The organism is Caldisericia bacterium (assembly GCA_030018355.1).
Taxonomy (GTDB): Bacteria; Caldisericota; Caldisericia; order B22-G15; family B22-G15; genus JAAYUH01.
The window spans coordinates 5,803-29,929 of sequence record JASEFN010000007.1; the positions used below are offsets into that span (position 1 = coordinate 5,803).

28 protein-coding genes are annotated in these 24,127 nt (G+C 26.6%); 5 read left to right on the forward strand and 23 right to left on the reverse strand.

The annotated features are described in order from the left end of the window. From QMD25_06770 to QMD25_06810, 9 genes are all read right to left on the reverse strand, one after another. Positions 1–370, reverse strand: a 370-nt coding sequence (locus QMD25_06770) for a DNA lyase (GenBank protein MDI6861686.1), incomplete at its 3' end; no start/stop codon positions are given. Next, the gene (locus QMD25_06775) at positions 360–1,391 is read right to left on the reverse strand and encodes a M42 family metallopeptidase (GenBank protein ID MDI6861687.1); all 1,032 of its coding nucleotides are present in this window, start codon (positions 1,389–1,391) and stop codon (positions 360–362) included. The genes QMD25_06775 and QMD25_06770, both read right to left, overlap by 11 nt. 3 nt (positions 1,392–1,394) lie before the next feature. After that, the gene (locus QMD25_06780; GenBank protein ID MDI6861688.1) at positions 1,395–1,904 is read right to left on the reverse strand and encodes a L,D-transpeptidase; all 510 of its coding nucleotides are present in this window, start codon (positions 1,902–1,904) and stop codon (positions 1,395–1,397) included. Then, the gene (mce, locus tag QMD25_06785) at positions 1,901–2,299 is read right to left on the reverse strand and encodes a methylmalonyl-CoA epimerase (protein MDI6861689.1); all 399 of its coding nucleotides are present in this window, start codon (positions 2,297–2,299) and stop codon (positions 1,901–1,903) included. The genes QMD25_06780 and mce overlap by 4 nt, the downstream gene beginning before the upstream one ends. Then, a complete protein-coding gene (locus QMD25_06790) occupies positions 2,292–2,846 on the reverse strand; it encodes a 2-oxoacid:acceptor oxidoreductase family protein (protein MDI6861690.1) in 555 nt (184 codons plus the stop codon). The genes mce and QMD25_06790 overlap by 8 nt, the downstream gene beginning before the upstream one ends. Beyond that, positions 2,824–3,645, reverse strand: coding sequence for a thiamine pyrophosphate-dependent enzyme (locus QMD25_06795; protein ID MDI6861691.1), 822 nt, complete (start codon positions 3,643–3,645; stop codon positions 2,824–2,826). The genes QMD25_06790 and QMD25_06795 overlap by 23 nt, the downstream gene beginning before the upstream one ends. Beyond that, positions 3,642–4,745 carry a 2-oxoacid:acceptor oxidoreductase subunit alpha gene (locus tag QMD25_06800; GenBank protein MDI6861692.1) on the reverse strand — a complete coding sequence of 368 codons (1,104 nt, stop codon included), beginning with the start codon at positions 4,743–4,745 and terminating at the stop codon, positions 3,642–3,644. The genes QMD25_06795 and QMD25_06800 overlap by 4 nt, the downstream gene beginning before the upstream one ends. Continuing rightward, on the reverse strand, positions 4,742–4,951 hold the full coding sequence (locus tag QMD25_06805; protein MDI6861693.1) for a 4Fe-4S binding protein: 210 nt from the start codon (positions 4,949–4,951) through the stop codon (positions 4,742–4,744). Before QMD25_06805 ends, QMD25_06800 begins: the two co-directional genes overlap by 4 nt. Then, positions 4,948–6,234, reverse strand: a complete 1,287-nt coding sequence (locus QMD25_06810; protein MDI6861694.1) for a signal recognition particle receptor subunit alpha — start codon at positions 6,232–6,234, stop codon at positions 4,948–4,950. The genes QMD25_06805 and QMD25_06810 overlap by 4 nt, the downstream gene beginning before the upstream one ends. Positions 6,235–6,301: 67 nt before the next feature. Here QMD25_06810 and QMD25_06815 point away from each other — a divergent pair, with 67 nt between their 5' ends. The 3 genes from QMD25_06815 to mtnA are packed head-to-tail and all read left to right on the forward strand — an operon-like array spanning position 6,302 to position 9,153. After that, positions 6,302–7,357, forward strand: coding sequence for a hypothetical protein (locus QMD25_06815; protein ID MDI6861695.1), 1,056 nt, complete (start codon positions 6,302–6,304; stop codon positions 7,355–7,357). Between the two features lie 32 nt (positions 7,358–7,389). Then, on the forward strand, positions 7,390–8,133 hold the full coding sequence (locus tag QMD25_06820) for an S-methyl-5'-thioinosine phosphorylase (protein ID MDI6861696.1): 744 nt from the start codon (positions 7,390–7,392) through the stop codon (positions 8,131–8,133). Next, entirely contained in the window at positions 8,134–9,153 is a 1,020-nt protein-coding gene (gene mtnA, locus QMD25_06825) for an S-methyl-5-thioribose-1-phosphate isomerase (GenBank protein MDI6861697.1), read from the forward strand. On the opposite strand, the gene dtd is transcribed toward mtnA, so the two are convergent. From dtd to secD, 5 genes are read right to left on the reverse strand one after another with little or no spacing between them, the layout of a single operon-like run. Beyond that, the gene (gene dtd / locus QMD25_06830; GenBank protein MDI6861698.1) at positions 9,139–9,591 is read right to left on the reverse strand and encodes a D-aminoacyl-tRNA deacylase; all 453 of its coding nucleotides are present in this window, start codon (positions 9,589–9,591) and stop codon (positions 9,139–9,141) included. The two genes, mtnA and dtd, sit on opposite strands and share 15 nt — an antisense overlap. Continuing rightward, positions 9,592–11,613 carry a bifunctional (p)ppGpp synthetase/guanosine-3',5'-bis(diphosphate) 3'-pyrophosphohydrolase gene (locus tag QMD25_06835; GenBank protein ID MDI6861699.1) on the reverse strand — a complete coding sequence of 674 codons (2,022 nt, stop codon included), beginning with the start codon at positions 11,611–11,613 and terminating at the stop codon, positions 9,592–9,594. Positions 11,614–11,620: 7 nt separating this feature from the next. Then, positions 11,621–12,133, reverse strand: a complete 513-nt coding sequence (locus QMD25_06840) for an adenine phosphoribosyltransferase (GenBank protein ID MDI6861700.1) — start codon at positions 12,131–12,133, stop codon at positions 11,621–11,623. Position 12,134: 1 nt separating this feature from the next. Continuing rightward, positions 12,135–13,169: a protein translocase subunit SecF gene (secF, locus tag QMD25_06845; GenBank protein MDI6861701.1), complete on the reverse strand. Its 1,035-nt coding sequence runs from the start codon at positions 13,167–13,169 to the stop codon at positions 12,135–12,137. A 12-nt stretch (positions 13,170–13,181) separates the two neighbouring features. After that, positions 13,182–14,408, reverse strand: a complete 1,227-nt coding sequence (gene secD / locus QMD25_06850; GenBank protein ID MDI6861702.1) for a protein translocase subunit SecD — start codon at positions 14,406–14,408, stop codon at positions 13,182–13,184. Positions 14,409–14,566: 158 nt separating this feature from the next. Between secD and rph the strand changes: the two genes are divergently transcribed. Next, positions 14,567–15,301, forward strand: a complete 735-nt coding sequence (rph, locus tag QMD25_06855; GenBank protein ID MDI6861703.1) for a ribonuclease PH — start codon at positions 14,567–14,569, stop codon at positions 15,299–15,301. After that, on the forward strand, positions 15,261–15,875 hold the full coding sequence (gene rdgB / locus QMD25_06860) for an RdgB/HAM1 family non-canonical purine NTP pyrophosphatase (protein MDI6861704.1): 615 nt from the start codon (positions 15,261–15,263) through the stop codon (positions 15,873–15,875). The genes rph and rdgB overlap by 41 nt, the downstream gene beginning before the upstream one ends. Here the strand turns inward: rdgB and QMD25_06865 are convergent. The 9 genes from QMD25_06865 to QMD25_06905 all read right to left on the reverse strand — a co-directional run bounded on the left by QMD25_06865 (position 15,856) and on the right by QMD25_06905 (position 23,975). After that, positions 15,856–16,464: a helix-turn-helix transcriptional regulator gene (locus tag QMD25_06865; protein MDI6861705.1), complete on the reverse strand. Its 609-nt coding sequence runs from the start codon at positions 16,462–16,464 to the stop codon at positions 15,856–15,858. The two genes, rdgB and QMD25_06865, sit on opposite strands and share 20 nt — an antisense overlap. A gap of 88 nt (positions 16,465–16,552) precedes the next feature. After that, entirely contained in the window at positions 16,553–16,831 is a 279-nt protein-coding gene (locus QMD25_06870; GenBank protein ID MDI6861706.1) for an HU family DNA-binding protein, read from the reverse strand. Between the two features lie 53 nt (positions 16,832–16,884). After that, the gene (locus QMD25_06875) at positions 16,885–17,871 is read right to left on the reverse strand and encodes an NAD(P)H-dependent glycerol-3-phosphate dehydrogenase (GenBank protein MDI6861707.1); all 987 of its coding nucleotides are present in this window, start codon (positions 17,869–17,871) and stop codon (positions 16,885–16,887) included. Further along, entirely contained in the window at positions 17,868–19,184 is a 1,317-nt protein-coding gene (der, locus tag QMD25_06880; protein MDI6861708.1) for a ribosome biogenesis GTPase Der, read from the reverse strand. Before der ends, QMD25_06875 begins: the two co-directional genes overlap by 4 nt. Further along, positions 19,166–19,996 carry a 4-hydroxy-3-methylbut-2-enyl diphosphate reductase gene (ispH, locus tag QMD25_06885; GenBank protein ID MDI6861709.1) on the reverse strand — a complete coding sequence of 277 codons (831 nt, stop codon included), beginning with the start codon at positions 19,994–19,996 and terminating at the stop codon, positions 19,166–19,168. The genes der and ispH overlap by 19 nt, the downstream gene beginning before the upstream one ends. A gap of 7 nt (positions 19,997–20,003) precedes the next feature. After that, the gene (locus tag QMD25_06890) at positions 20,004–20,651 is read right to left on the reverse strand and encodes a lysophospholipid acyltransferase family protein (protein MDI6861710.1); all 648 of its coding nucleotides are present in this window, start codon (positions 20,649–20,651) and stop codon (positions 20,004–20,006) included. Beyond that, entirely contained in the window at positions 20,648–21,262 is a 615-nt protein-coding gene (gene cmk, locus QMD25_06895; protein ID MDI6861711.1) for a (d)CMP kinase, read from the reverse strand. The genes QMD25_06890 and cmk overlap by 4 nt, the downstream gene beginning before the upstream one ends. Before the next feature lie 2 nt (positions 21,263–21,264). Continuing rightward, positions 21,265–21,846: a cob(I)yrinic acid a,c-diamide adenosyltransferase gene (locus tag QMD25_06900; GenBank protein ID MDI6861712.1), complete on the reverse strand. Its 582-nt coding sequence runs from the start codon at positions 21,844–21,846 to the stop codon at positions 21,265–21,267. Next, positions 21,846–23,975: a 3'-5' exonuclease gene (locus tag QMD25_06905; GenBank protein MDI6861713.1), complete on the reverse strand. Its 2,130-nt coding sequence runs from the start codon at positions 23,973–23,975 to the stop codon at positions 21,846–21,848. The genes QMD25_06900 and QMD25_06905 overlap by 1 nt, the downstream gene beginning before the upstream one ends. Positions 23,976–24,127 lie beyond the last annotated feature (152 nt).

Sequence of the window (24,127 nt, forward strand, 5' to 3'; positions counted from 1 at the left end):
TAACTAAAAAATCTCTTCTTTGCTCATCATTTTCAAAACTTAAAATAAGATTTTTAAAACTTTTATACTTTTTAATTTTTTCTAAAAATTCTTTAATATATAAACTTTTCTTATTTTTAAATCTTACACCATAAAGAAATTTATCAATTGATTCTTGATTAGAATTTTTCCTTAATAATTGAACTGCCTTATCACATATTTTTGCTTTAGATTGTGGAGTTAAAAGACAAAAAATAAATTCATAAATAAAATCTTCTTCATTTCCTTTTTTTAAAATATTGTTAAACTCATTTAATCTACTTTCTATTTTATCCTTTATTTCATCATAAATTTTATAAATTTCATCTATTTTTTCTTTATTATAGTTCATGATCTATTATTTTATCTAATAAATTTATTAAATTTAATCCATCTCGTAAAGAAACCATTTCAACTGTTGAGTGAGTATATCTTACAGGAAAGCAAAGGGGTATTGATTTGTATCCTGTAAAAGAAATTTCAGTAATTGCTGCATCAGTTGAGCCACCTGAAACACCAATTTGAATTGGAATGTTATTTTCTTTGCTTAAATTATAAATAAAATTAAAAATTTCCTCATCTACTACCATTCTTGCATCAATTTTTCTTATAACTGGCCCATCACCAAGAATAATTGAGTTCTTATAAACTGATGGTGTATCATTTAAATCAGTTGAAGAGACTGAATCAACAGCAATAATAAGTTTAGGATCGAATTGAGGTGCTATTACAGATGCACCTCTTAATCCAATTTCTTCTTCAACACTAAAAACAAAAACAATAGTGTTAAGAGGTAGTTTATCTTTATAACTGTCAATTAATTCCATTAATAAAAAACAACCAAATCTATCATCTAAACCCCTTCCAATGACTATATCATTTTTAACATGAATCTCTTTATCAAACACAATTGAATCTCCAATTTTTATACCCATTTTTAAAACTTCCTCTTTATTTCTTGCACCAACATCAATTTTAAGATTATACCATGGAATTACACTATCAACTTTTGTATCAACGGTAAGATGAGGAGGTATAAGACCAATTACACCTAAAATCTCCTCTTCTCCTATAATCTTTACAACTCTGGAGATAAGTAATCTATCATCAATTCCACCTATTTTTTTAAAACCAATTAAACCATTCTCATCAATTGAAGAGACAACAAGACCAAGTTCATCCATATGTGAAATTAAAACAATCTTATCTTCTCTAATTCCCCTTTTTATTGCTATTAAATTTCCAATATTATCCTTATAAATTTTATCTAAATTTTTGTTTTGAATCTCATTTTGTATAAAATCTCTTATTCTTGACTCAAAACCAGAAACTCCGGGAATCTTTAAAATTTTTTCAAGAAGAATTAAATTCATACTTTATTCCTCCTTATCTAAATTTTCTTTTATAAACGAACACAAATTATAAAAATTATATAATAGAGATATTGCATTTTTCAAATCATCATCAACTGAACTTGAAAAAATTTGAACTTCATTACCAATATTTAAATATTGATATAAAATAACTACATCTCTATTTTGTAATCTTATACATCCTTGGGAAGCACTTTTGCCAATTGAAAAAGGTTCATTTGTTCCATGAATTCCATAGCCTATCCAACTTAAACCAATCCATCTTACACCTAGTGCATTTTCTTTTGTCTCTTTGTAAGGTGGATAAACTTTACCATCTATAAACCATCTTGGATCAACACTTTTATTAATTATTTTAAAAACTCCTTCTTTTGTCTCATCCTTAGGAGAACCTGTTGCGACAGGAAAAACAAGTTTAAAGTTCTCATTTTGAAAATATATAATGTGAAAAGATTTATCAATTTTTATAATTGGTAAAGTAAAAATTAATAAAAATAAAAATATTTTTTTCATTCTTCAACAAGTTCTATAAGTGTACCAAATGTAGACTTTGGATGAATAAATGCAATTTTTTTATTATGTGAGCCCCTTCTCGGTTTTTCATCAATTAAACTAAGTCCTTTTTCTTTAAGAAATTTTAATCTTTCATCAATATTTTTTACTTTAAATGCTATATGATGAATACCTTCTCCTTTTGAATCAAGAAACTTTTTAACTGGTGAATCATCTGTAAGTGGCTCAAGATACTCAATATTGGTATCTCCAAATCTAAAAACCAACACTTTTACTTTATTTTCTGGCAATTCCTCTTCATAAAGAAAATCAATGTTTAATACATTTTTATAAAAACTTTTAATAGAATTTAAACTTTTGACTGCAATTCCAATATGGTCTATTGCTTCAAACATTTAAACCTCCTTTTTGAGAATAAATTTTTAATTCTTTTCCTATCATAAATGCATCTATATTAATTTTTTTATTACCTTTCTCTAACTTATTTATAACTAATAAAAATGAATTTAAGTTAATAAAATCTAAAAAGTTAGATAAGAAACCGAGTGCAATTAAGTTCATTGGCTCTTTTAAATTAAATTTCTCAAGAGAAATTTTAGTAAATGGAATTTTATAAAAATTACCCTCTATTGAGTTATTATTTATATCTTCATAACTTGAATCAAAAATTACAATTGTATTTTTCCCAATTAACTCTTTATATATTTCATATGCTTTTAAATTAAAAGAAATAAAAAAATCTACTTCTTTAACTTTTGGATAATAAATTTCTTCATTTGAAATTAAAACAAGAGATTTTACTACATCTCCTCTTTGAGCAGCGCTATAATGTTGAGTTTGTATAGAAAATAAATTTGATTCAATTGCACTTTTTGCTAAAATTACAGAAGTAAAAATTATACCTTGACCACCTTTACCATTAAATAGGAAACTCTTTTTCATTCAACCTCCTATGTATTTCTTTATAAATTGTTTCATAGTCAATATGAGTATTCTCTATAAATATACCAATTGGCAATTTGTTCTTTTTCTCATTCTCTGAAATTTTATCACTTTGTTCAATTCTATAAACTAAATCTTTTTGCATAACAAAAAATTCTGATGGATCATGAATATTAATATATTTTCCATAATAAGTTGGACAAGGTGATAGAATTTCTACAAAGGAAAATCCCCTGTGTTTAATTGATCTTTTTATTATATTTACAAGATGATTATAATAATAAACTGAACCCCTTGCAACAAATGTAGCACCAGCACCTATCAAAAGTTTTACAACATCAAAATTTGGTTCATATTTTCCAAGAGGTGAAGTTGAAGTTTTAATTCCTTGAGGAGTTGTTGGAGAGGCTTGTCCTCCTGTCATTCCATAAATCATGTTGTTAAATAAAAATACATTTATATTTAAGTTTCTTCTTGCTGCATGAATCATGTGATTACCACCAATTGCAAGTCCATCACCATCGCCAGTAATAACAAAAACATGTTTATTTGGGTTAGTTAATTTAATTCCTGTTGCAAAAGCAATTGCTCTTCCATGAATTGTATGAACTGAATCAAAATCAACATAACCTGGGATTCTTGATGAACATCCAATACCAGAAACAAAAATTAAATCGTTTTTATTAAGATTTTCTTCTGCAAATGCCTCAAGAATTGCTCTTAATCCAACACCCAATCCACATCCAGGACAAAATATTGTTGGTAATTTTTTTAAATCTAAATAATCTCTCCAATTCATAAATTTTCCTCAATAGAACTTATTAATTCATCATAATCTGGCAAATCACCCTTAAAAAAGGTTATACTTTTTACATCTTTATCACATAAAATCCTTTTAATGTCTAAATAGAGTTGACCCATGTTTAATTCAATAACAAGTACCTTTTTAACATTTTTAAAAATCTCTTTTATCATATCTTCATCAATAGGATTCAATGTTATTGGTCTATAAAAACCAACATTTAAACCTTTATTCTTAAGTTCTTTTTTTAATTCTTTCACTACAATTCCCATAATTCCAAAACCAACTAAAACTATTTCTGTTTGAGAATTAATATCAGTTTCATAAAAATTTATTTTTTCTTTAAATTGATTTATTTTTCTTATTAAGTGCTGAAGATTTTTTTCAATAATCTTAGAATTTGTTGTTGGAAATCCAGATTCATCATGAAATAAACCTGTAATTTTTATTTTTTTTCCTTCACCAACAAATGGTTTTCTATATAAATCATGTTCAAAATCAAAACTTTTTTCACTTAAAGGCTCTTCTTCATATGGAAAATTAAAAATTTTATCCTCTTTATCAATTAAACTTCTCATATGAGCGACAATTTCATCAGAAAGAATAATAACTGGATTTCTATAATAAAATGCAACATCAAAAGAAATTTTCGTTAAGTGATAAAATTCATTAACTGTTCCAGGTGAAAATATTATTATTGGATGATCACCATGAGTTCCCCATTTTGCTTGCATATAATCACCTTGTCCAATATTTGTTGGAAGGCCAGTTGATGGCCCTCCTCTCATTACATTAACAATAACACAAGGAGCCTCTGTCATACATGCATATCCAAGAGCCTCTTGCATTAATGAAAATCCTGGCCCAGATGTTGCTGTAAGTGCTCTTTTTCCTGTTAAAGAGGCTCCTATTACTGCACAGATTGACGCAATTTCATCCTCCATTTGAATAAATATTTTACCTCTTCTTGGTAATTCATACGATAAAACCTCTAAAATTTCACTCGATGGTGTAATTGGATAACCTGCAAAGAAATCTAAACCTCCATCAATTGCACCATATGCACATGCTTCATTTCCTTGCAAAAATTCCCTCATCTCTCTTCCACCTCAATTGCAAAATCAGGACATAAATTTTCGCATATTCTACATCCAATACAAATGTTTTCGTCTTTTACATAAACAATACCAACATCATTTATGTTAAAAACTTTTTTAGGACAAACCTTAACACATATAAAACATTCTTTACAAAAATCTTTGTTAATTTTTACATTAAATTTTTTATCGGTATTAATTTTCAAAATATCCCTCCTCTTTTAAGAATTTTATCTATATTTTTATTCTCAAGGAGGTTTTTCATCATTTTATAATTTTTCAAAAGTATATTAACATCATTTATTGAAGTTCCAGATCCTTTAGCAATTCTTTTTTTTCTATCACCATCAATTATCTCAGGATGTAGTCTTTCCTTTTTCGTCATAGATTGTATAATTGCTTTCATCTTTTTAATATTCTTTTCATCAAAATTAATTGAATCAGAAATTTGTGGAAAATATCCCAAAAAAGAAGCAAAACCCCCCATCTTTTCGATTGACTCTATTTGTATCAAAAATGTTTCAAGATTAAATTTTTCCTTTTTTGTTACCTCTATTTTTTCTTCTTTTAATTTTTCAATTTTTTTAATTAACCCTTTTATATCGGTTCTTCCAAGAATCCTTAAAACCAAAGACTCTTCATCAAATTCTTCAAAATCATCAATTTTTTCTCCAACTCCTATAAATTTTATGGGAACAGATGTAACATATCTCATAGATAAAATTGCCCCACCTTTTGAATCTCCATCAAGCATTGTTGCAATTATACCTGTTAAACCAACATATCTCTTAAATTCAAGTGCAATATCAACACTTCCTTGCCCTAAAAGAGAAGAGGCAACTAAAAGAGACTCTGTTGGTTTAATTTCATCTTTTATCTCTTTTAACTCTCTCATCATCTCTTGATCTATATGAATTCTTCCAGGAGTGTCATAAATAATAAAATCAAATCTCTCTTTTTTTGCAATTTCTTTTGATTTTTTAATTAATTTTAATATATTTAGATTCTCTTCAAAATAAAAACTAACTTGTGCAATATTTGCTATCTCTTCAAGTTGTTTTATTGCTCCTGGCCTTTTAAGGTCCAATGGAACGAGTAAACTTCGATATCCCTTATTTTTTAAATAATATGAAAGTTTTCCAGCAGTAGTTGTTTTTCCACTACCTTGAATACCAAAAAGAATAATTTCTGTTGGTGGAATAGATGAAAATTTTAACGGTGCACTTTTACCTATTATTTTTAAAAGAGTATCATATAAAATTTTAGTAATTTGCTCCTCTGGAAGAACAGATTTTAAAATTTCCTCTTTTAATGCTTCTTCTTCAACTCTTTTTAGTATCTCTTTTACAACTTTTAGGTTAACATCTGCACTAATTAAAATTTTTTTAAATTCATTTAATCCTTCTTCTATATCGCTTCTTGTAAGTAAACCTTTTCTTCCAAATTTATCTAAAATATCTCTGATGCCTTTTCTTATGTTTTCAAACATTTCAAGTTTAATATTATATTTTTAAAATTTTTTTGTCAATAATTAAATAGTGTTAAAATTTTAATATATGAACTTTAAACACTTTTCAGGTGTTATCCATTTACATACAATATATTCAAAAGATAGTGAATTAACACCGATAGATTTAATAAAATATGCAAAAAGGGGTAAAATAGATTTTTTAATCATAACTGATCATAATTCTATAGAAGCAAAAAAGTATGAAGGTTTTTATGAAAATATCCTTTTGCTTGTTGGTGAAGAAATAACTCCTAAAAATGGAAATCATCTTCTTGCCATTGGTATTGAAAAATTTATCGAATGTTCAGATGATCCTCAAAAAAATATCGATAGAATAAATAAAGAAGGTGGACTATCATTTATTGAACATCCATTTTTTGAAGGAAACAAATTTATAAAAAAAGAAACAAGAATGAAATGGACAAATTGGAATGTAAAAAATTTCACTGGAATGTCAATTTTTAACTATACAACAGATGGTGGAGAGAGAATGAGGCCTTCTACTTATTTACTTTTTTATTTCTTTCCAGGACTTGATAGGGATATCCCAAATTATAAAACTCTTGAGAAATGGGATGAATTAAATCAAGAAAGAAGAGTTGTTGGTATTGGAACGCTTGATGCACATTTTTTATATTTTAAACTATTCAATAGAATAAAAATAGAAGTTTTTCCTTTTATTTATTATTTCTTTTCAATAAGGACTAATATAATAACAAAAGAAAATACTTTGTCAAAAGAAGTAATTTATAATGCTTTAAAAAATGGGAATGTTTATATTAATCATGAATATCTTGGAGATGGAAGAGGTTTTATTTTTGGATTGGAAAAAAGGAACAACTTTTATTTAATGGGTGAAAAAGTATTGTATGAAGGGAATGAAAATTTAATTGTAAAAACACCAAAAAGATGCCTTATAAGAATAATAAAAGATGGGAAGACTATTATTGAGAAAAAAGAGAAAGAAATTTATTTAAAAAATATTTCACAAGGTGTATATAGAGTTGAAACAGAAATTTTCCATAAATTTAATTATAAACCTTGGATTTTTTCTAATCCAATATATCTTTTAGATTATAAAAAATATGAAAAGTTTTTATGATAAAATAAAATTCAGTTTTAAGGAGGGAATTTATGACAAGAATTGGAATTATAGGCGGTAGTGGAGTATATACCATTGATGAAATTGAACATATAAAAGAAGATAGTTTAATTACACCATTCGGAATTTTTGAATATTTATTGGGAAAATATCATGAAAAAGAGGTTGTATTTGTTGCAAGACATGGAAAAAGACATCAGTTACCTCCCCATTTGATACCATACAGAAAAATTATATGGGGAATGAAAGAACTAAATGTTAAATATATTATTGCAACTTCTGCATGTGGATCCCTAAATGAAAATATGATGCCAGGTGATTTTGTAATAATTGATCAATTTATTGATTTAACAGATGGAAGAGAAGTGACATTTTTTGACACACCTGGTGATTTTAAACATACTGACATGACTGAGCCATATTCTCCATATTTAAGAGAAATAATAACAAAGGTTTTTGAAAAAATGAAAGTAAAATTTCATAATAGAGGTACATATATCACAATGAATGGACCAAGATATGAAACTAAGGCTGAAATTAAAATGCTTCAAATAATTGGAGGAGATTTAGTTGGAATGACTGGTACCCCTGAAGTTATTTTAGCAAATGAGGTTGGAATTCAATATGCCTCAATTGGAATAGTTACAAATTTTGCAGCTGGTATTCTTAGTAAAAAAATTTCTCATGAAGAAGTTGTTGAAATGATGAATCAAAAATTGCCAATTTTAAAAAAGGTAATTTTAGAAATTATAAAAGAGATTAAATTGGAGGTTTAAATGGATATTAAACCCATTGAATGGAAAAAGGACTCGCTTTTGGTTTTAGATCAAAGACTACTCCCCTTTGAAATAAAATATGAAGAATGTAAAAATTATTTAGAAGTTAGAAATGCAATAAAAGATATGAAAACAAGGGGCGCTCCTGTAATTGGAGTTACTGGAGCATATGGATTTTACCTTGGTATTAAAGAGTTGTATGAAGATAATAGATTAGATGAATATAAGTTAATCAAAGAAGCACTCATATCTTCAAGACCAACAGCAATTAATCTTATGTGGGCAGTCAATAGAATGGAGAAGGTTTTTTTAGCAAATAAAAATAATAAAAATCTTTTAGAAATTTTACTTAATGAAGCAATAAAGATAGAAAAAGAGGAAGAAGATAAATGTATCAAAATTTCAGAAATTGGAGAAAAATTAATAAATGATGGTGATACAATTTTAACTCATTGTAATACAGGTTCTCTTGCTACTTTGGGTCCTGGAACTGCTCTTGGAGTTATAAAATTTGCACATAGAAATGGTAAAAGAATTAAAGTTTTTTATACTGAGACAAGACCATATCTTCAGGGAGCAAGATTAACTGGATTTGAATTAATTAATGAGAAAATAGATTCAACTTTAATAACAGATTCAATGGCTGGATATGTTATGAAACTTGGATTAATAAGTAAAGTCATTGTTGGAGCAGATAGAATTGCAAGAAATGGTGATACTGCAAATAAAATTGGCACATATATGTTATCTGTACTTGCAAAAGAACATAAAATACCATTTTATATCGCAGCACCAACATCTACAATTGATATTAACATAAAAAATGGAGAAGAAATTCCAATTGAAGAAAGAAATGAAAATGAAATTAAATACATCAAAAATATCAAAATTACACTTGATGAAACAAAAGTATTCAATCCATCTTTTGATGTAACCCCTAATGATAATATAACTGGAATTATAACTGAAAAGGGTATTATATATAAACCATTTGAAGAAAATATTTTAAAAATCTTTTAATTTTGAATCTATTATTAGAGTAACAGGACCATCATTTATTAATTCTATTTGCATATATGCTCCAAAAACCCCCTCTTTAACAACAAAACCTTCTTTTTTTAATTTTTCAATAAATTTATTATATAATTCAAAAGCTTTTTCCCCTTTTTCTGCTCTTGTGAAATCTGGCCTGAAGCCCCCTTTTAAATTTCCGTAAAGTGTAAATTGAGATATTATCATAATTTCACCATTTACATCTTTTATAGAAAGGTTTAATTTCCCATTTTCATCATCAAAAATTCTTAAATTAGAAATTTTTCTTACAAGATAATTTATATCTTCATCATTGTCGCCAATTTCTATTCCTAATAAAACTAAAAAACCTTTTTCTATATGTGATATAATTTCTCCATTAACCTTCACTTTTGCCTCATTAACTCTTTGAACAACACATCTCATCTATTCACCTCTTTTTACATCAATAACATTTTGAATTGTTTTTATCTCATTTATTAATTCTTTTAATCTACCATAACCTGGAATTTGAAGAGTCATGTAAATAACTGTTGTTCTTTCTTTATTTTTAGCGGGTGGAGCATTTATTGATTCTATATTGTAGTTATATTTTGAAATAGTTGAAATAATGCTATTTAAAACACCTGGCTCATCTTTTACATGAATTTCAATTTTAACTGGATAAAAAATTTTTGTATTCTCTACCCAACTCACATTTATTAACTTATTAATATTATCTTTGCTTTGACCTAAAATTGAAAGTAAATTTTTACAATCTCTTCGATGAATAACAATACCCCTTCCTTTTGAAATATAACCTATAATATCATCACCTGGTATTGGAGTACAACATTTTGCTAAATTTATTAATATATTTCCTTTTATTCCTTCAACAATTACTCCAAGATTATTTTGAAGTTTAATTTTTCTTTCAAGACGAATCCCTTTATCTTCTTTTTCTTGAATTTCCTCTTTTGGTGTTTCTTCAATCTCTTTTTCTTTTCTTCTAAAAAATTGTCTTATCTTTTCTTTAGTTGACGAACTTTTTACAAATTTTAGCCAATCTCTTGAAGGTCCAGGTGAATTTTTTGAAGTTAATATTTCAACTCTATCTCCTGTTTTTAATTTATAATCAAGTGGAACAATTCTTCCATTTACTTTTGCACCAACACATTTGTGTCCTATTTCTGTGTGAATTTTGTAAGCGAAATCAACTGGTGTTGCATCTTGTGGTAGGTTAATGATTTCACCCTTAGGTGTAAAAACAAATATTTCATCTGAAAATATATCTTCTTTGACTCTATTAATAAATTCTTTAGCAGATGGAATTGTTCTATGCCATTCGGCAATTTGTCTTATCCAGTTGATTTTTTTTGATAAATCAGGGTCAATTTTTCTTCCACCTTCTTTATACATCCAGTGGGCAGCCATTCCCATTTCACATTTCTTATGCATTTCTTCAGTTCTTATTTGAATTTCGAATGGTTCACCATTATCGCCAATTAGAGTAGTATGTAAAGATTGATATCCATTTGGTTTTGGAATTGCTATGTAATCTTTAATTCTACCAGGAATTGGTTTCCATCTTGTGTGAACAATTCCAAGGGTTTTATAACAATCTGAAACTGTTGAAACTATCACTCTAAGTGCAGTTAAATCATATATTTCCTCAAAAGTTTTATTTTCTTGTTTCATTTTTCTATATATTGAATATAAATTCTTGGCTCTTCCTTCAATTCTTGATTTAATACCATTTTCTTCAAGAAGCCTCTCAATTTCCTTCTTAATCTCTTCTATTTCCTTTTCTCTCTCTTCTCTTTTTTTTGCAACTTTTATTTTTAAATCTTGGAAAATTTCTGGTTCAAGATATTTAAATGAAAGATCTTCAAGTTCCCATTTTAATGTGTATATACCAAGTCTATGAGCCAATGGGACATAAATTTCCATTGTCTCTTTAGCAATTTCTCTTCTTTTTTCAGGTGGTAAATATTTTAGTGTTCTCATATTGTGTAATCTATCTGCAAGTTTAATAAATACTACCCTAAAATCAGAAGCCATTGCTATCAAAACTTTTCTTAGGCTTTCTAACTTCCACTCTTCAAGTGATAAAAATTTTATTTGTGAAATTTTACTTACACCATCAACCAAACTTGCAATTTCTTTTCCAAATTTATCCCTAATTGTATCAATTGTGACATTTGTATCCTCAACCACATCATGAAGAATTGCTGCAGCAAGTGTTGAAAAATCTACATTAAAATCAAGCAAAATTAGAGCAACATTTAATGGATGTAAAATATAAGGCTCATGAGATGCCCTTTCTTGACCCTCATGAGCCTTTTTTGCAAAAAGATATATATCCTCTAATTCTCTTATCTCTTTTTCAGAGAATTTATCTTTTAGTTTTTCTTTAAGTACCTCCCAGAGTTCATCCTCTAAGAGAAGTTTAGTTTTTCCATCTTCCATATAATAATTATAATTTCAAAATTGAATAAAGTGGATATTTTGATAACATATCCCTCCCCTTAAGATCAATTAATTCAATTAAAAAATCAAATCCAACGACTACTCCTCCAAGTTTTTCAACAAGTTCTGCGGCTGCCTTTGCAGTACCACCAGTTGCTAAAACATCATCAACAATTAAAACTCTATCTCCCTTTTGTATTGAATCTAAATGAACTTCAAGGATTGCCATTCCATATTCAAGTTCATACTCTTTTCTTTCGGTTTTCCACGGTAGTTTTCCTGGTTTTCTAATTGGAACAAAGCCAGCGTTTAAATTATAAGCAATTGGTGAGGCTAAAATTAAACCCCTTGCTTCAATTCCAACAACTAAATCTATTTTTTCATTTTTAAATGGTTCAACCATTAAATTTATTGCCTCCCTAAATGCATCCCTATTTTTTAATAAAGGTGTAATATCTCTAAAAAGAATTCCTTTTTGTGGAAAATCAGGAATATCTCTTATAAATTCTCTTAAATCCATTTTACCTCTTACCTCCTTTTTTCTTTTTCTTATTTTTTGGTTTATTTTGACTTATTTTAACAGGATTTGTTGCTACTTGAACTTTACTCGCTTCTTCAACACCTTTAAATTCTTTTTTAGTTTCTTCAAATTTATGTTTACTTAAATTATTCCAAACAACAAGTAGAGGTGCTGCAATAAAAATTGATGAATATGTTCCAGCAGTTATTCCAAATAAAAGTGTAAATGAGAAATCTCTAATTGTTGAGCCACCAAAAATAAGAATTGCAATAATTGCAAGGAGGGTTGTTAAAGAAGTATTTACTGAACGAGTAAATGATTGTTGAATACTTTTATTGATTATTTCATCATAAGAGTATTTGTCTTTTAAAATTTTGAGGTTTTCTCTTACTCTATCAAGAACTACAACTGAATCTTGAACAGAATAAGCAATTATTGCAAGAAGTGCACCAATAAAAGGACTGTTAACTTGTTGTCTTATTAATGCAAGTAGACCAACTGTTATGATTGTATCATGAATAAGTGCTAATATTGTAACAACTGCAAATCTAAATTGGAATCTTAATGTAATATAAATGAATATAAAGGTTAAACCAACAAGTAAAGCAATTATTCCTGCTCTTTTAAGTTCATTACTAATTGTAGGACCAATAGAAGATAGCCTAAGATTTTCTCTGTCTAATTTTCCAAATTTTTCTTCAAGTTTAGTAAATATCTTTTCTCTTTCATCAGCGCTCAAATTTTTTTGATTAATTCTTATAATCAATCTGCCATCTTGAGAAACTTGAATAACACTTGAGCCATAACCAAATTCTTTTAAAACATCCCTTGCATCACTAACTGTTGGGGTTTTTTCAAATTTAAGATCAAGAATAGTTCCACCAGTAAAATCTAAACCATAATTTAATGGAGATTTAATAGTGAAATAATTAAAAACAATTGCAACAATTGAGACTAAAATAAAAATAAGAGAAATTGAAAAATAAATTTTTCTCTTTGGAATAATTTGTAAATTTTCAATATTAAATAATCTCATTTTTACACTCCTTTAATATCCAAAAATTTTTCCATTCTTTGCAAGAGGTGTTATTGAAAAAATATCAAGGAGAAGCCTTGTTGTAAATATAGCAGAGAAAAATGAAATAAGAATTCCAATTGTTAATGTTACACCAAAACCTTTTATTAAACCAATTCCAAAATAGATAATTGCAAGTGCACCAGAAAGTGTTGTAATATTTGAATCAAGAACAGTTCTAAATGCTTTATTAAAACCTAAACTTATACCAGTTTTAAGAGTTTTACCACTTCTTATCTCCTCTTTTATTCTTTCAAAAATTATTACATTAGCATCAACCGCCATACCTAATGTTAAAACAAAACCTCCAATTGCAGGAAGTGAGAAAGTAGCATTTAAAAGGATCAATACGGCTAAATCAATTAAAACAAAAATTAAAAGTGCAACTGATGCTAAAAAACCCATTAATCTATAATAAACTGTCATATATAATACAACCAAAACAAATGCTAAAATTGCAGCCTTTATACTCATTGCAATCATATCTTCCCCTAAAGAAGGCCCAATTATTTCAGATGATAGAATGTTAACTTTTAAAGGAAGCGATCCACCTTTAAGCAAAGCAACATATTGAGATGCTTGATCAATTGTAAAATCACCCTCAATTACTCCTTTACCATCAGGTATTTCACTTTTTACAACAGGATTCATAAGTAGTTCTTCATCTAAATATATAGCAATATGTTTATCAATATTTTCTTTCGTCGCTTGTGCAAATTTTTGTGTTCCTTCTGAATCAAGTTCAAAAGCAATTACTGCTTGACCCTTTTTTGCTGGATCTGTATTTAATTGAACTCTAACATCTTTCAAATTTGCTCCAGTTAAAATTACTGTTCCATCTTCAAGTTTAAACTGTAAAAGAGCAGTTTTTCCAATTAATTTTTCAATATCTTCAAGTTTTAAATTTCTTTGTCCAGGAATATCAATAATTATTCTTTTACTATTTAAACCTCCTTCTCTTTGAACTATTGCTTCAGAAATACCTAAAGCATTTACTCTTTTTTCAATTACTGCTTTTGTACTTTCTACAAGTTCTGGCGTTGCTTTAACCTGTTCTGTATCAATACATTCAAGAACTATGTGAACTCCACCTTTAAGATCCAATCCAAGTGTTGGTGTTTTTGTTTTAACAGCCCAGATAGCAATTGCTATAACAACTATTAGAAAAATTAGTCTACCAAAATAGCTTTTTAACTTCATATATTCCTCCTAAAGTTAAATAAACAACCTAAATAATTTTAGTTTAAAATTAATCAAAGTCAAGGTAAACAACAATAATATAATATCATAAAATATTTTTAATTTGACAAAAATTTTGTTTAAAAGTTATAATTTTAAAAGAAAGGAGAGAGAATTTGATTAAAAGAAAAGATGGAAGAGGAAACGAGGATATAAGAGAATTTAAGATTGATATAGATTTTTTAAAGTATCCGAATGGTTCAGCCCTTATTCAAATGGGTGATACAAAAGTCATTTGTACAGCAATGGTTGAAGAGAAAGTGCCTCCTTTTTTAAAAAATACAAATTCTGGATGGATTACTGCTGAATATTCTCTTCTTCCTGGTTCTACATATCCAAGAACAATAAGAGATATTGATAAAGGAAGAATTGAGGGTAGATCACAAGAAATTCAAAGGTTAATAGGAAGAGCATTAAGGGCAGCTGTTGATCTAACTGCAATTTCAGGCTTAACAATTTGGATAGATACTGATGTAATTCAAGCAGATGGAGGAACAAGAACTGCTGCAATAAATGGTGGATTTGTAGCAATGTATATTGCACTTGCAAAATTATATAAAAATGGAAAGATACCATACTTTCCTATTAAAAGTTTTATAGGAGCAATAAGTGTTGGTATATATAATGATGAAATTATAATTGATTTAGATTTTAATGAAGATTTTGATGCACAAGTTGATTTAAATCTTGTTATGAATGAAAATAAAAAAATAATAGAAATTCAAGGAACTGCTGAAAAAAGAGACTATTCTTTAGAAGAACTTTTTAACATGATTAAACTTGGATGGAAAGGCATCAGTAAAATAATTGAATATGAAAAAGAACTTCTCAAAAAAGTTATTTATAGCTACTAAAAATAAAGGAAAATTAAATGAGTATATTTATCTATTAAAAGAACTTAATTTAGAGATCTTGACTCCGTTTGATTATCCAAATTATAATTCTCCAGATGAAATAGGGTCTACTTTTTTAGAAAATGCACTATTAAAAGCAAGGCATGGATATGGATATACAAAAATACCAACTATAGCAGATGACTCTGGTTTATCAGTTGATATATTAAATGGATTACCAGGAATTTATTCAAAAAGGTTTTATGATAATAGTGGAGATTTCGATAAAAATATTGAGAAATTATTAAATATGTTAAAAGATGTTCCTTTTGAAAAAAGAAAGGCAAGATTTATTGCTATAATTGTTTATAAAGATTCATTTTATGAAGAAATTTTTACAGGTGAACTTGAAGGATATATATTTAATGAGAAAAGAGGTAATTTTGGCTTTGGATATGATCCTATTTTTTATTTACCTCAATTTTCAAAAACAGTAGGAGAACTTACTTTTGAAGAAAAGAACAAGATAAGTCATAGAAAAAAAGCGATAGAAAAGTTTATCAACTTTTATAAAACTACTCTTCAACAGTTATAACTTTCTTTATTTTTAAAATATCCATTTTATTTTCATCAAGTATAAATGAAAACTCGTTTTCTTCACATGGTGAAAGTATATAGTTTCCTCTTTTAATGTATAATGTACAAAATTTTGCTTTTTTTCCTATTTTAACAATTAATCTATCTTGATTATATAGTTCATTTTCATGTGAACTAATTATATAATCACCCTTATTTATATTCATTAATGGTAAATTGTTGCTATTATATTTAATAATAAAATCTTTATTTGAAATCAATTTTTTTGGTACATAAATTTCTCCAAAGTCACCCTCAAAAAATTCTTTATTTTCATCTATTAAATAATTAACTTTTATTTTTTTAAAATTAATTTTAATATCTTCTTCTAAATTCATATCTTCAAAAAAATAAGATATTGGAATTTCAAATGATCTCGATATACTCTCTAAAACTCTTAAAGTAATTTCTTGTTTTCCACTCTCAAGAATATGAATATATGCTGTCGAAACGCCTATTCTTGCCGCAAAATCTGCTTTCGATAAACCAAGTCTTTTTCTTAACTCTATTAATCTTTCTCTTAATCCCATACAATTATATTTTATCATAATTATTTATAATTTTAAATAGTATAAAAAATTAGAGGGAGGTTTTTATGTTTTTAAAAACCTCCCTCTTGAAAGGTTTTAATTAACCTTACTTTTTTGGAACAATTGCTTTTAACTCTTTACCTGGACGGAATGCTGGAACTTTCTTTGCAGGAATTTGAATTGGTTTTCTTGTTTGAGGATTAATACCTTTTCTTGGTTTTCTTTCTCTTACTTCAAATGTTCCAAATCCTACAAGTGCAACCTTTTCCCCCTTTTTTAAAGCATCCATTACTGTTTCAATGAATGCTTCAAGTGTTGCTGCTGCAACTTTTTTTGTTACACCAGCCTTTTCTGCAATCGCTGATACAATTTCTGGTTTAGTCATTTAAACTTTCCTCCTTTCTTTAAAAAATTTTTATTATTTTTATAAAATTTAAACTAATTTTCTTCACTTTTCAAAATCCTTGTCATTAAACTCTTAACAGATATCATTGGTTCCTTATTTTCATATATTATACAATAAACTTCACTTATAATAGGCAAATCAAGATCTTTATTGTTTTCATATACAACCTTTGAAGTAAAGACTCCTTCTATTACTTGTCTAGTGGAAGAAATTATCTCTTTTGGTTTAATTCCTCTACCTATCATTTCACCAAACCATCTATTTCTTGAAAGGTTTGAAAAAGAAGTTGCTACTAAATCTCCCAACCCTGAGAGTCCGTAAAAAGTTTCTTCTTTTGCTCCATACTTTTTTCCAACTCTAATCATCTCTTTTATACCTCTTGTTATCAACGATGCTTTAGTGTTCACTCCAAATCCTAAACCATCAGATATACCAGCAGCAATAGCAAGCACATTTTTCAAACTCCCTCCTAACTCAACTCCAATGCTATCTCTTGAAGTATATACTCTAAAATACTCATTTGTCAAGAGGTTTTGAAACATCTCACTTAATTTATCATCATTAGAAGCAACAACAGATGATGTTGGAATTCTTAAGGCTACTTCCTTTGAAAAGTTTGGTCCTGAAAGAATAGCATAATTTTTGGTTTCTAAAATTTCTTCTAAAACTTCACTCATTCTTTTTCCTGTTTTCATCTCTATACCTTTAGATGCTATAAGAAAATTTTTGTTTCTTATTTTCTTTTTATTTATTTGCGATAAAACATCTCTTACATGTTGAGATGGGACAACAATAAAAATAATATCTGTTTTATCAATAACCTCTTCTAAATTATTTGTAAGTTCAATTTCATTAGGTATTAAAAAGCCGGGTAAATAATAGATATTTTCTCTTGTTTCTTTAATAATTTTTAATGTTTCTTTAGAATGAAACCATATAATAACTTCAAATTTTTTTCTAAATAGATGTAATCCTAAAGATGTTCCCCAGCCTCCTCCACCTATAATTCCAATTTTCATTTTCTTTTTTCCTTTCTTTTCTCTTTAATTATAAAATCAATAAAAACTCCTTCTAAATCAAATTTATCTCTTATTCTATCCACTAAATATCTTAAATAATCTTTTTTCAAAAAATCTTTATCATTAACTGTTAGAGTAATTTCTTTTATATTATTATTATCTACCATCACATCATAAATTTTCAATAATTTTTTACCTTTTCTAGGAGGAGGATGTTTTGTTATCAAATCAAAAATTATATCTTTTATTTGAATTTGAGATAACTCTTTTTTTATATTGTTAAAAACGATATCTATAAGTTTGAAAATTAAATTTAAATTTTCTTTTTTTAATGCTGAAATCATAACTTGAGGATAAAAAAGAATTTCATTTAATCTATATGCAACTTCATTTAAATATTGATCTAATTTTTTGGGGTTTATTAAATCCAATTTATTCATTACAAGAATCCCTGATTTTTTATTTTTCAATATTAAACTCATTAAATGTTCGTCAGTTCTTGAAACATCTTCACAAGATATAACAAATAAAACAATGTCACTCTCTTTTATAGCCTTTATAGCCCTTAAAGAAACATAAAAATCTAAATCTTTTAAAATGCCCTTTCTTACACCAGGTGTATCAAGAAAAATATAATCTTTACCATTATAACTGATCAAGTGCTCAATTATATCTCTTGTTGTACCAGGTTCGCTAGAAGTAATGGCTCTTTCAAAATTTGAAATAGCATTAAGAAGAGTTGATTTACCAACATTTGGTTTTCCAATAATAGAAATTTTAGGTAATTTTGTTTCAATAAGTCTATCTTCTTTATAATCTATTTTTATCTTCTCATTGATTTTTTCAATTAATATATCAATTCCAATTTTTTTTGTTGCAGATATTTTTAAGGGTTCTCCAAAACCAAGTTCTAAATAGATATAACTTTCTTCACATGCTCCATTTAAATCACACTTGTTTAAAACTAAAATTACTTCTTTATTCTTTTTATGTAACATTTTAGCAATTTTTCTATCTTCATCAGTAACTGTTTTTATACTTCCATCAATTAAAAATATTACAAGATTGCTTGTTTCAATAGCAATTTCAACTTGCATTCTAATTTTTTCGCTAAGTTCTGTTTTTTCATCAAAAGAAATCCCACCTGTATCTAAAAATGAAACTTTTTTTCCATTTATAAAACCCTCTCCATATATATAATCTCTTGTTGTTCCAGGTAATTCATAAGTAACTGCTTTACTTTTTTTAATTAAAGTGTTAAAAAGGGTGGATTTTCCTGTATTAGGTCTTCCAACTATTGCAATTTTAAACATTTCTCTTTTATCCTTTCTATTACAAAATCTGGAGTTGATGTACCTGAAACTATACCAACTTTTTTAATATTTATAAACCAATCATTCTCAATTTCATCCTCATTTTCAATGTGATATGTTTTCACAAATTTTTTTCCAATTTCATATAACCTTTTTGTATTTGAGGAATTTTTTCCACCAATGACCAATAGCAAATCAACTTTTTTTGCTACCTCTTCTACTTCAATTTGCCTTTTTTTACTTTCTTTACATATGGTATCATAAAAAACAACATTTTTAATTTTCTCACTTATTTTATTTTTCATTTTTTTATAAAATTCTTCACTCTGTGTTGTTTGAACTATAACCCCGACTACTCCATTAATGTGGGGAATGTTATCATTTTCATCTATAACAAAAGTTTTTTCACTTTTTAAATTTGAATATAAAAAGATAATTTCCTGATGATTTTTTTCACCAATTATAAATAAAAATTGACCCTTTTGAAGTATCTTTTTACCAATAATTAATGATTTAATAACTAGTGGACAGGTTGCATCAACTATATTTAAATTTTTTTTATTTGCGAACATATACTCCTCGAAGCTCAATCCATGTGCAGGTATTATAAAAGTGCTTTTTTCTGGAATTTCATTTAAATCTCTAACTACAATTAAACCCTCTCTTTCAAGTTCCATATTAACATCTTTATTGTGAACAAGTTCTTTATTTATATAAACTTTCCCTCTTCTGTTTAATTCTTTTTTTACTAGTTCATATGCTCTTTTTACACCACTACAAAAACCTAGAAACTTGCTTTCAATTATTTCCATATTTAATTTAAAACTCCTCTTTTAATCTCTCTATAAATAGTTTTTTTAATTCTTCTGTATACTCATTAAGGGTCTCTGAATTGAATTCTTTATTTTTATATTTATCAGGATAAATGGGAGGATAAATTTTACTTTTAATTTTTGTAAAAAATTTAGGAAATTTGCTCCCCCTTGGAAAAGCATCAAAACTCCCTTTGATTAAAATCATTTGAATTGGAGAGTTATTTTTTAAAGAAAAGAAATTGGCTCCTGAATGGAAATTCTCTTCCTGAAATTTACCATCTGGACTTCTTGTTGCTTCAGGAAAAATACCTAAATTCTCATTTTTATTTAAATAGTATAGACCCAATTTAATAACATTTCTATCAAGTTTATTTCTTTTAACAGGAATAATTTCCATAAATTCTAAAAATTTCTTAAGAAAACCCTTAAACACTTCTTCTTTTGCAAGAAAGTGAATATATTTATTTGGTTTAAGAGAAATTGCCATAATTAAAAAATCAAACCATGAGTTATGATTTGCAACAAAAATAATTCCACCACCATTTAATTCATTCTCTTTCCCATAAACCTTAAAGAAAAAGAAAAGCTTAAATAAAATAAATGCAATAATATAAAGGATAAAATATACTAATTTTCTAAAAAATCTTTTCATATTAACCCTCTCTTTTTTAACTCATTAATAACTATATTTAATGTATCTTCTTTTTTTAAATTTGTATTATCAATTATTAATGCATCCTTTGCAGGCTTTAATGGTGAAATTTTCCTTGAAGTATCTCTTATATCTCTTTTAAATAGTTCTTCTTCAATTTTATCAGGAGAATAACCCTTTTCAATGAGTTGTTTTATCCTTCTTTTTTTCCTCTCTTCTTCATCTGCGGTTAAAAATATTTTTAAATCAGCATTTTTAAAAACAACAGTACCTATATCTCTACCTGCGACTACTAAATTTTCACTTTTTGCTAAATTTCTTAAATAATTATTTATAACCCTTCTTACACATCTATTCATTGATAATTTTGAACTAATATCAGAAACTTCTGGAGAATAAAGTTCTTCTTTGTCTTCAAAGGTCTCAAAAATTTCATTCCAATTTTTTGATTTTAAAAATTTTTTCAAATTTTTATTTTCTAATTTATATAGATAAGCAACAATTCTATAAAGTTTTCCAGAATCTATAAATTTAATACCAAGATAATTTGAAAGATTTTTTCCTAATTTTGTTTTACCTGATGCAGAGGGGCCATCAACTGCAATAATCATATTTAATATTCAATTCCTCTTCTTCCACTTATGCCTTTATTAAATGGATGTTTAATCATTTTAAATTCTGTAACATAATCACTTATCTCTAAAATCTCATTTGGAGCGTCTCTACCAGTTAAAACAAGTTCAAGTTTCTTAGGTTTATTTATAACAAACTCTAAAAATTCATCCATAGGTAACATATTATATTTTAATACAAGATTTATCTCATCAAGAACAAGTATATCAACAAGTTTTGAAATTTCTTTTGCCTTTTCAAAAGCCATTCTTACATGTTTTAAATCTTCTTCACTTGGATTTTTAAAATCAATAAAACAAATTTTACATGAAAGATCACATTTTTCAAAACCCTGTTTAATAAGTGATGATTTTGGACAATCTCTACCAAAGTGGTAAAAAATTACATCAGGATATAATTTATATAAAAAAAATAACTCACCATAATAACTTATTCCTTTTAGAAATTGTATAAAACCGATTTTATAATGATGACCTAATGCCCTAATTATTAAACCAATACTTGATGTAGTTTTTCCCTTTCCATCACCAGTATAACAATGAATTAAACCTAACTCATTCATTATTCACCTCTTTTAATTTTTGAATATTTAATTGATAATTTTTTGATATCACCATTTCCAAAATCAACTACAATATAAGGATTTATATTGTCATTTACAATTTCAATAATTTTTCCATATCCAAATTCATCATGATAAATAATATCATTTTTATTAAATTTTATTTCAACTGGTTTTACAGAATTTTGAAAACTTAAATTGTTATATTGTAAATTTTCTTTATTTTCATCTGTTTCATTCAAATTTTCAAAATACTTTGAAGGTATTTCTTTAATAAATCTTGATAAATCTGGAAAATCAGGAATACCTCTTCTTGTTCTCCTTAAAGAATAAGTAAAATAAAGATCTTCTTTTGCTCTTGTCATTGCAACATAAAAAAGTCTTCTTTCTTCCTCAATATCGTCTTTTGATAATAAAGACTTAAAATGAGGAAAAAGTCCTTCTTCTAAACCAACAATAAAAACTGTATGAAATTCTAAACCTTTTGCTGAATGAACAGTCATAAGTGTTATTTTTTCTGAAGAATCAATAGTATCAACATCACTTATTAATGAAATATATTGAAGAAAATCTTCAAGATTTTTACTTTGTGTTCTTTCATAAAATTCTTTTATTATATTTAAAAATTCATATATATTTTCTTTTCTTTCTTCATCAAGTTCTTCAATAAAATTTGTATCATTCAAAATTGAATCTACTAAATTAAAAACATCATCCTTTTTAACTTTCCAACTTTTATAATTTTTTAGAAAATTTTTTAAACCTAATTCTATTTTTTTATTTTTTATCTCTAATAAAACGCTTTCAATCGTCTCTTCAAGAGAATATCCATTTTCTAAATAATTTTTAATCTTTTCAAAAGTCTTCTCACCTATACCAATCTTCGGAAAATTAAAAACTCTCTCAAGTGACAAAAAATCTTTATCATTTAAAATTATTCTTAAATATGAAATTATATCCTTTATCTCTTTTCTTTGATAAAATTTAATTCCACCAACTAATCTATATGGAATATTTTTAAGAATCAAAAAATCTTCAAAATTTCTTGATTGAGCATTTGTTCTATATAAAATTGCAATTTCATTTGGTTTAATTCCTGAGTTTATTAATTCTTCGATTTTATTAACGACAAATCTTGCCTCATCTATTTCATTTAAAGCAGAATAGAGTTTAATTTTATTTCCTCCCTCTTTTATTGCAACGAGTGGTTTCTCTTCTCTTTTTTTATTTTTAGAAATTAATTCTTTTGCAGCATTAACAATTAATTCTCTACTCCTATAATTTTCTGCAAGATAAACAACTTTAACATTATCAAAATCATCTTTGAATTGTAGCATTAGTTCTGAACTAGAACCTCTAAATCTATATATACTTTGATCATCGTCTCCAACAACAAAAATATTTTTATTATATTTTGTTATTGCTTTTAAAAGTTTATGTTGTGATGGATTTATATCTTGATATTCATCAACAAGGATAAATTTAAATTTTTCAGAATATACTCTCGCAAGGATATCATTTTCATTTAGGAGTTTTGTTACGAAGTTTATTAAATCATCAAAATCAAGCATATTTCCAATTTTTTTAATTTCTTCATATCTTAAAAAAATTCTCTTTATTACTTCTTCATAGCCATCTCTTGGTTTAAAATCTTCAACAAAATATCCTCTTGATTTTATATAAGAAATTTTTGAAAAAATATCTTGTGGAATAAAGTAATTTTTAGATAGATCTAAAAATTTAATTGCTTCTTCGGTAATTTTTATTGAGTCTTCTTCATCAATTATTGAAAAATTTTTATCAAAACCTAAATGATAAATTTCGTCTCTTAATATTCTGGCGCAAATTGAATGAAAAGTTCCAATCCACATAAAATCTATGTTTTTATTTAAAAGTTTTTTTATTCTATCTTTCATCTCTTCTGCTGCCTTGTTAGTGAATGTAACAGCAAGAATATTCTTTGGATTAATTTTTAGTTCTTCTATTAAATATGCTACTCTAAAAGTAAGTGTTTTTGTTTTTCCACTTCCCGCTCCTGCAAAAACAAGAAGTGGCCCCTCTGTATGAAGAACTGCTTCTTTTTGATTTTCATTTAATTCTTTTTCTATCAAATTAAGTATAAATCCCATATTACCAAAATAAGTATAACATAACACAAAAAATTATATTTAAATAATATATAGTAAGAATAAAAATTCTTACAAAATAAATTAATTATGAATTTTAAAAATTAATTTTAATTATTTTAATATTTTACTCCTCTTTCTTTTTAGTTTTGCAA

Bases quoted from the DNA above. Each gene is read 5' to 3' on its own strand.
- QMD25_06775 (MDI6861687.1), bottom strand. From the start codon at position 1,391: ATGAATTTAATTCTTCTTGAAAAAATTTTAAAGATTCCCGGAGTTTCT.
- QMD25_06780 (MDI6861688.1), bottom strand. From the start codon at position 1,904: ATGAAAAAAATATTTTTATTTTTATTAATTTTTACTTTACCAATTATA.
- mce (MDI6861689.1), bottom strand. From the start codon at position 2,299: ATGTTTGAAGCAATAGACCATATTGGAATTGCAGTCAAAAGTTTAAAT.
- QMD25_06790 (MDI6861690.1), bottom strand. From the start codon at position 2,846: ATGAAAAAGAGTTTCCTATTTAATGGTAAAGGTGGTCAAGGTATAATT.
- QMD25_06795 (MDI6861691.1), bottom strand. From the start codon at position 3,645: ATGAATTGGAGAGATTATTTAGATTTAAAAAAATTACCAACAATATTT.
- QMD25_06800 (MDI6861692.1), bottom strand. From the start codon at position 4,745: ATGAGGGAATTTTTGCAAGGAAATGAAGCATGTGCATATGGTGCAATT.
- QMD25_06810 (MDI6861694.1), bottom strand. From the start codon at position 6,234: ATGTTTGAAAACATAAGAAAAGGCATCAGAGATATTTTAGATAAATTT.
- QMD25_06815 (MDI6861695.1), top strand. From the start codon at position 6,302: ATGAACTTTAAACACTTTTCAGGTGTTATCCATTTACATACAATATAT.
- QMD25_06820 (MDI6861696.1), top strand. From the start codon at position 7,390: ATGACAAGAATTGGAATTATAGGCGGTAGTGGAGTATATACCATTGAT.
- mtnA (MDI6861697.1), top strand. From the start codon at position 8,134: ATGGATATTAAACCCATTGAATGGAAAAAGGACTCGCTTTTGGTTTTA.
- dtd (MDI6861698.1), bottom strand. From the start codon at position 9,591: ATGAGATGTGTTGTTCAAAGAGTTAATGAGGCAAAAGTGAAGGTTAAT.
- QMD25_06835 (MDI6861699.1), bottom strand. From the start codon at position 11,613: ATGGAAGATGGAAAAACTAAACTTCTCTTAGAGGATGAACTCTGGGAG.
- QMD25_06840 (MDI6861700.1), bottom strand. From the start codon at position 12,133: ATGGATTTAAGAGAATTTATAAGAGATATTCCTGATTTTCCACAAAAA.
- secF (MDI6861701.1), bottom strand. From the start codon at position 13,169: ATGAGATTATTTAATATTGAAAATTTACAAATTATTCCAAAGAGAAAA.
- secD (MDI6861702.1), bottom strand. From the start codon at position 14,408: ATGAAGTTAAAAAGCTATTTTGGTAGACTAATTTTTCTAATAGTTGTT.
- rdgB (MDI6861704.1), top strand. From the start codon at position 15,261: ATGAAAAAGAACTTCTCAAAAAAGTTATTTATAGCTACTAAAAATAAA.
- QMD25_06865 (MDI6861705.1), bottom strand. From the start codon at position 16,464: ATGATAAAATATAATTGTATGGGATTAAGAGAAAGATTAATAGAGTTA.
- QMD25_06870 (MDI6861706.1), bottom strand. From the start codon at position 16,831: ATGACTAAACCAGAAATTGTATCAGCGATTGCAGAAAAGGCTGGTGTA.
- QMD25_06875 (MDI6861707.1), bottom strand. From the start codon at position 17,871: ATGAAAATTGGAATTATAGGTGGAGGAGGCTGGGGAACATCTTTAGGA.
- der (MDI6861708.1), bottom strand. From the start codon at position 19,184: ATGTTTAAAATTGCAATAGTTGGAAGACCTAATACAGGAAAATCCACC.
- ispH (MDI6861709.1), bottom strand. From the start codon at position 19,996: ATGGAAATAATTGAAAGCAAGTTTCTAGGTTTTTGTAGTGGTGTAAAA.
- QMD25_06890 (MDI6861710.1), bottom strand. From the start codon at position 20,651: ATGAAAAGATTTTTTAGAAAATTAGTATATTTTATCCTTTATATTATT.
- cmk (MDI6861711.1), bottom strand. From the start codon at position 21,262: ATGATTATTGCAGTTGATGGCCCCTCTGCATCAGGTAAAACAAAATTA.
- QMD25_06900 (MDI6861712.1), bottom strand. From the start codon at position 21,846: ATGAATGAGTTAGGTTTAATTCATTGTTATACTGGTGATGGAAAGGGA.
- QMD25_06905 (MDI6861713.1), bottom strand. From the start codon at position 23,975: ATGGGATTTATACTTAATTTGATAGAAAAAGAATTAAATGAAAATCAA.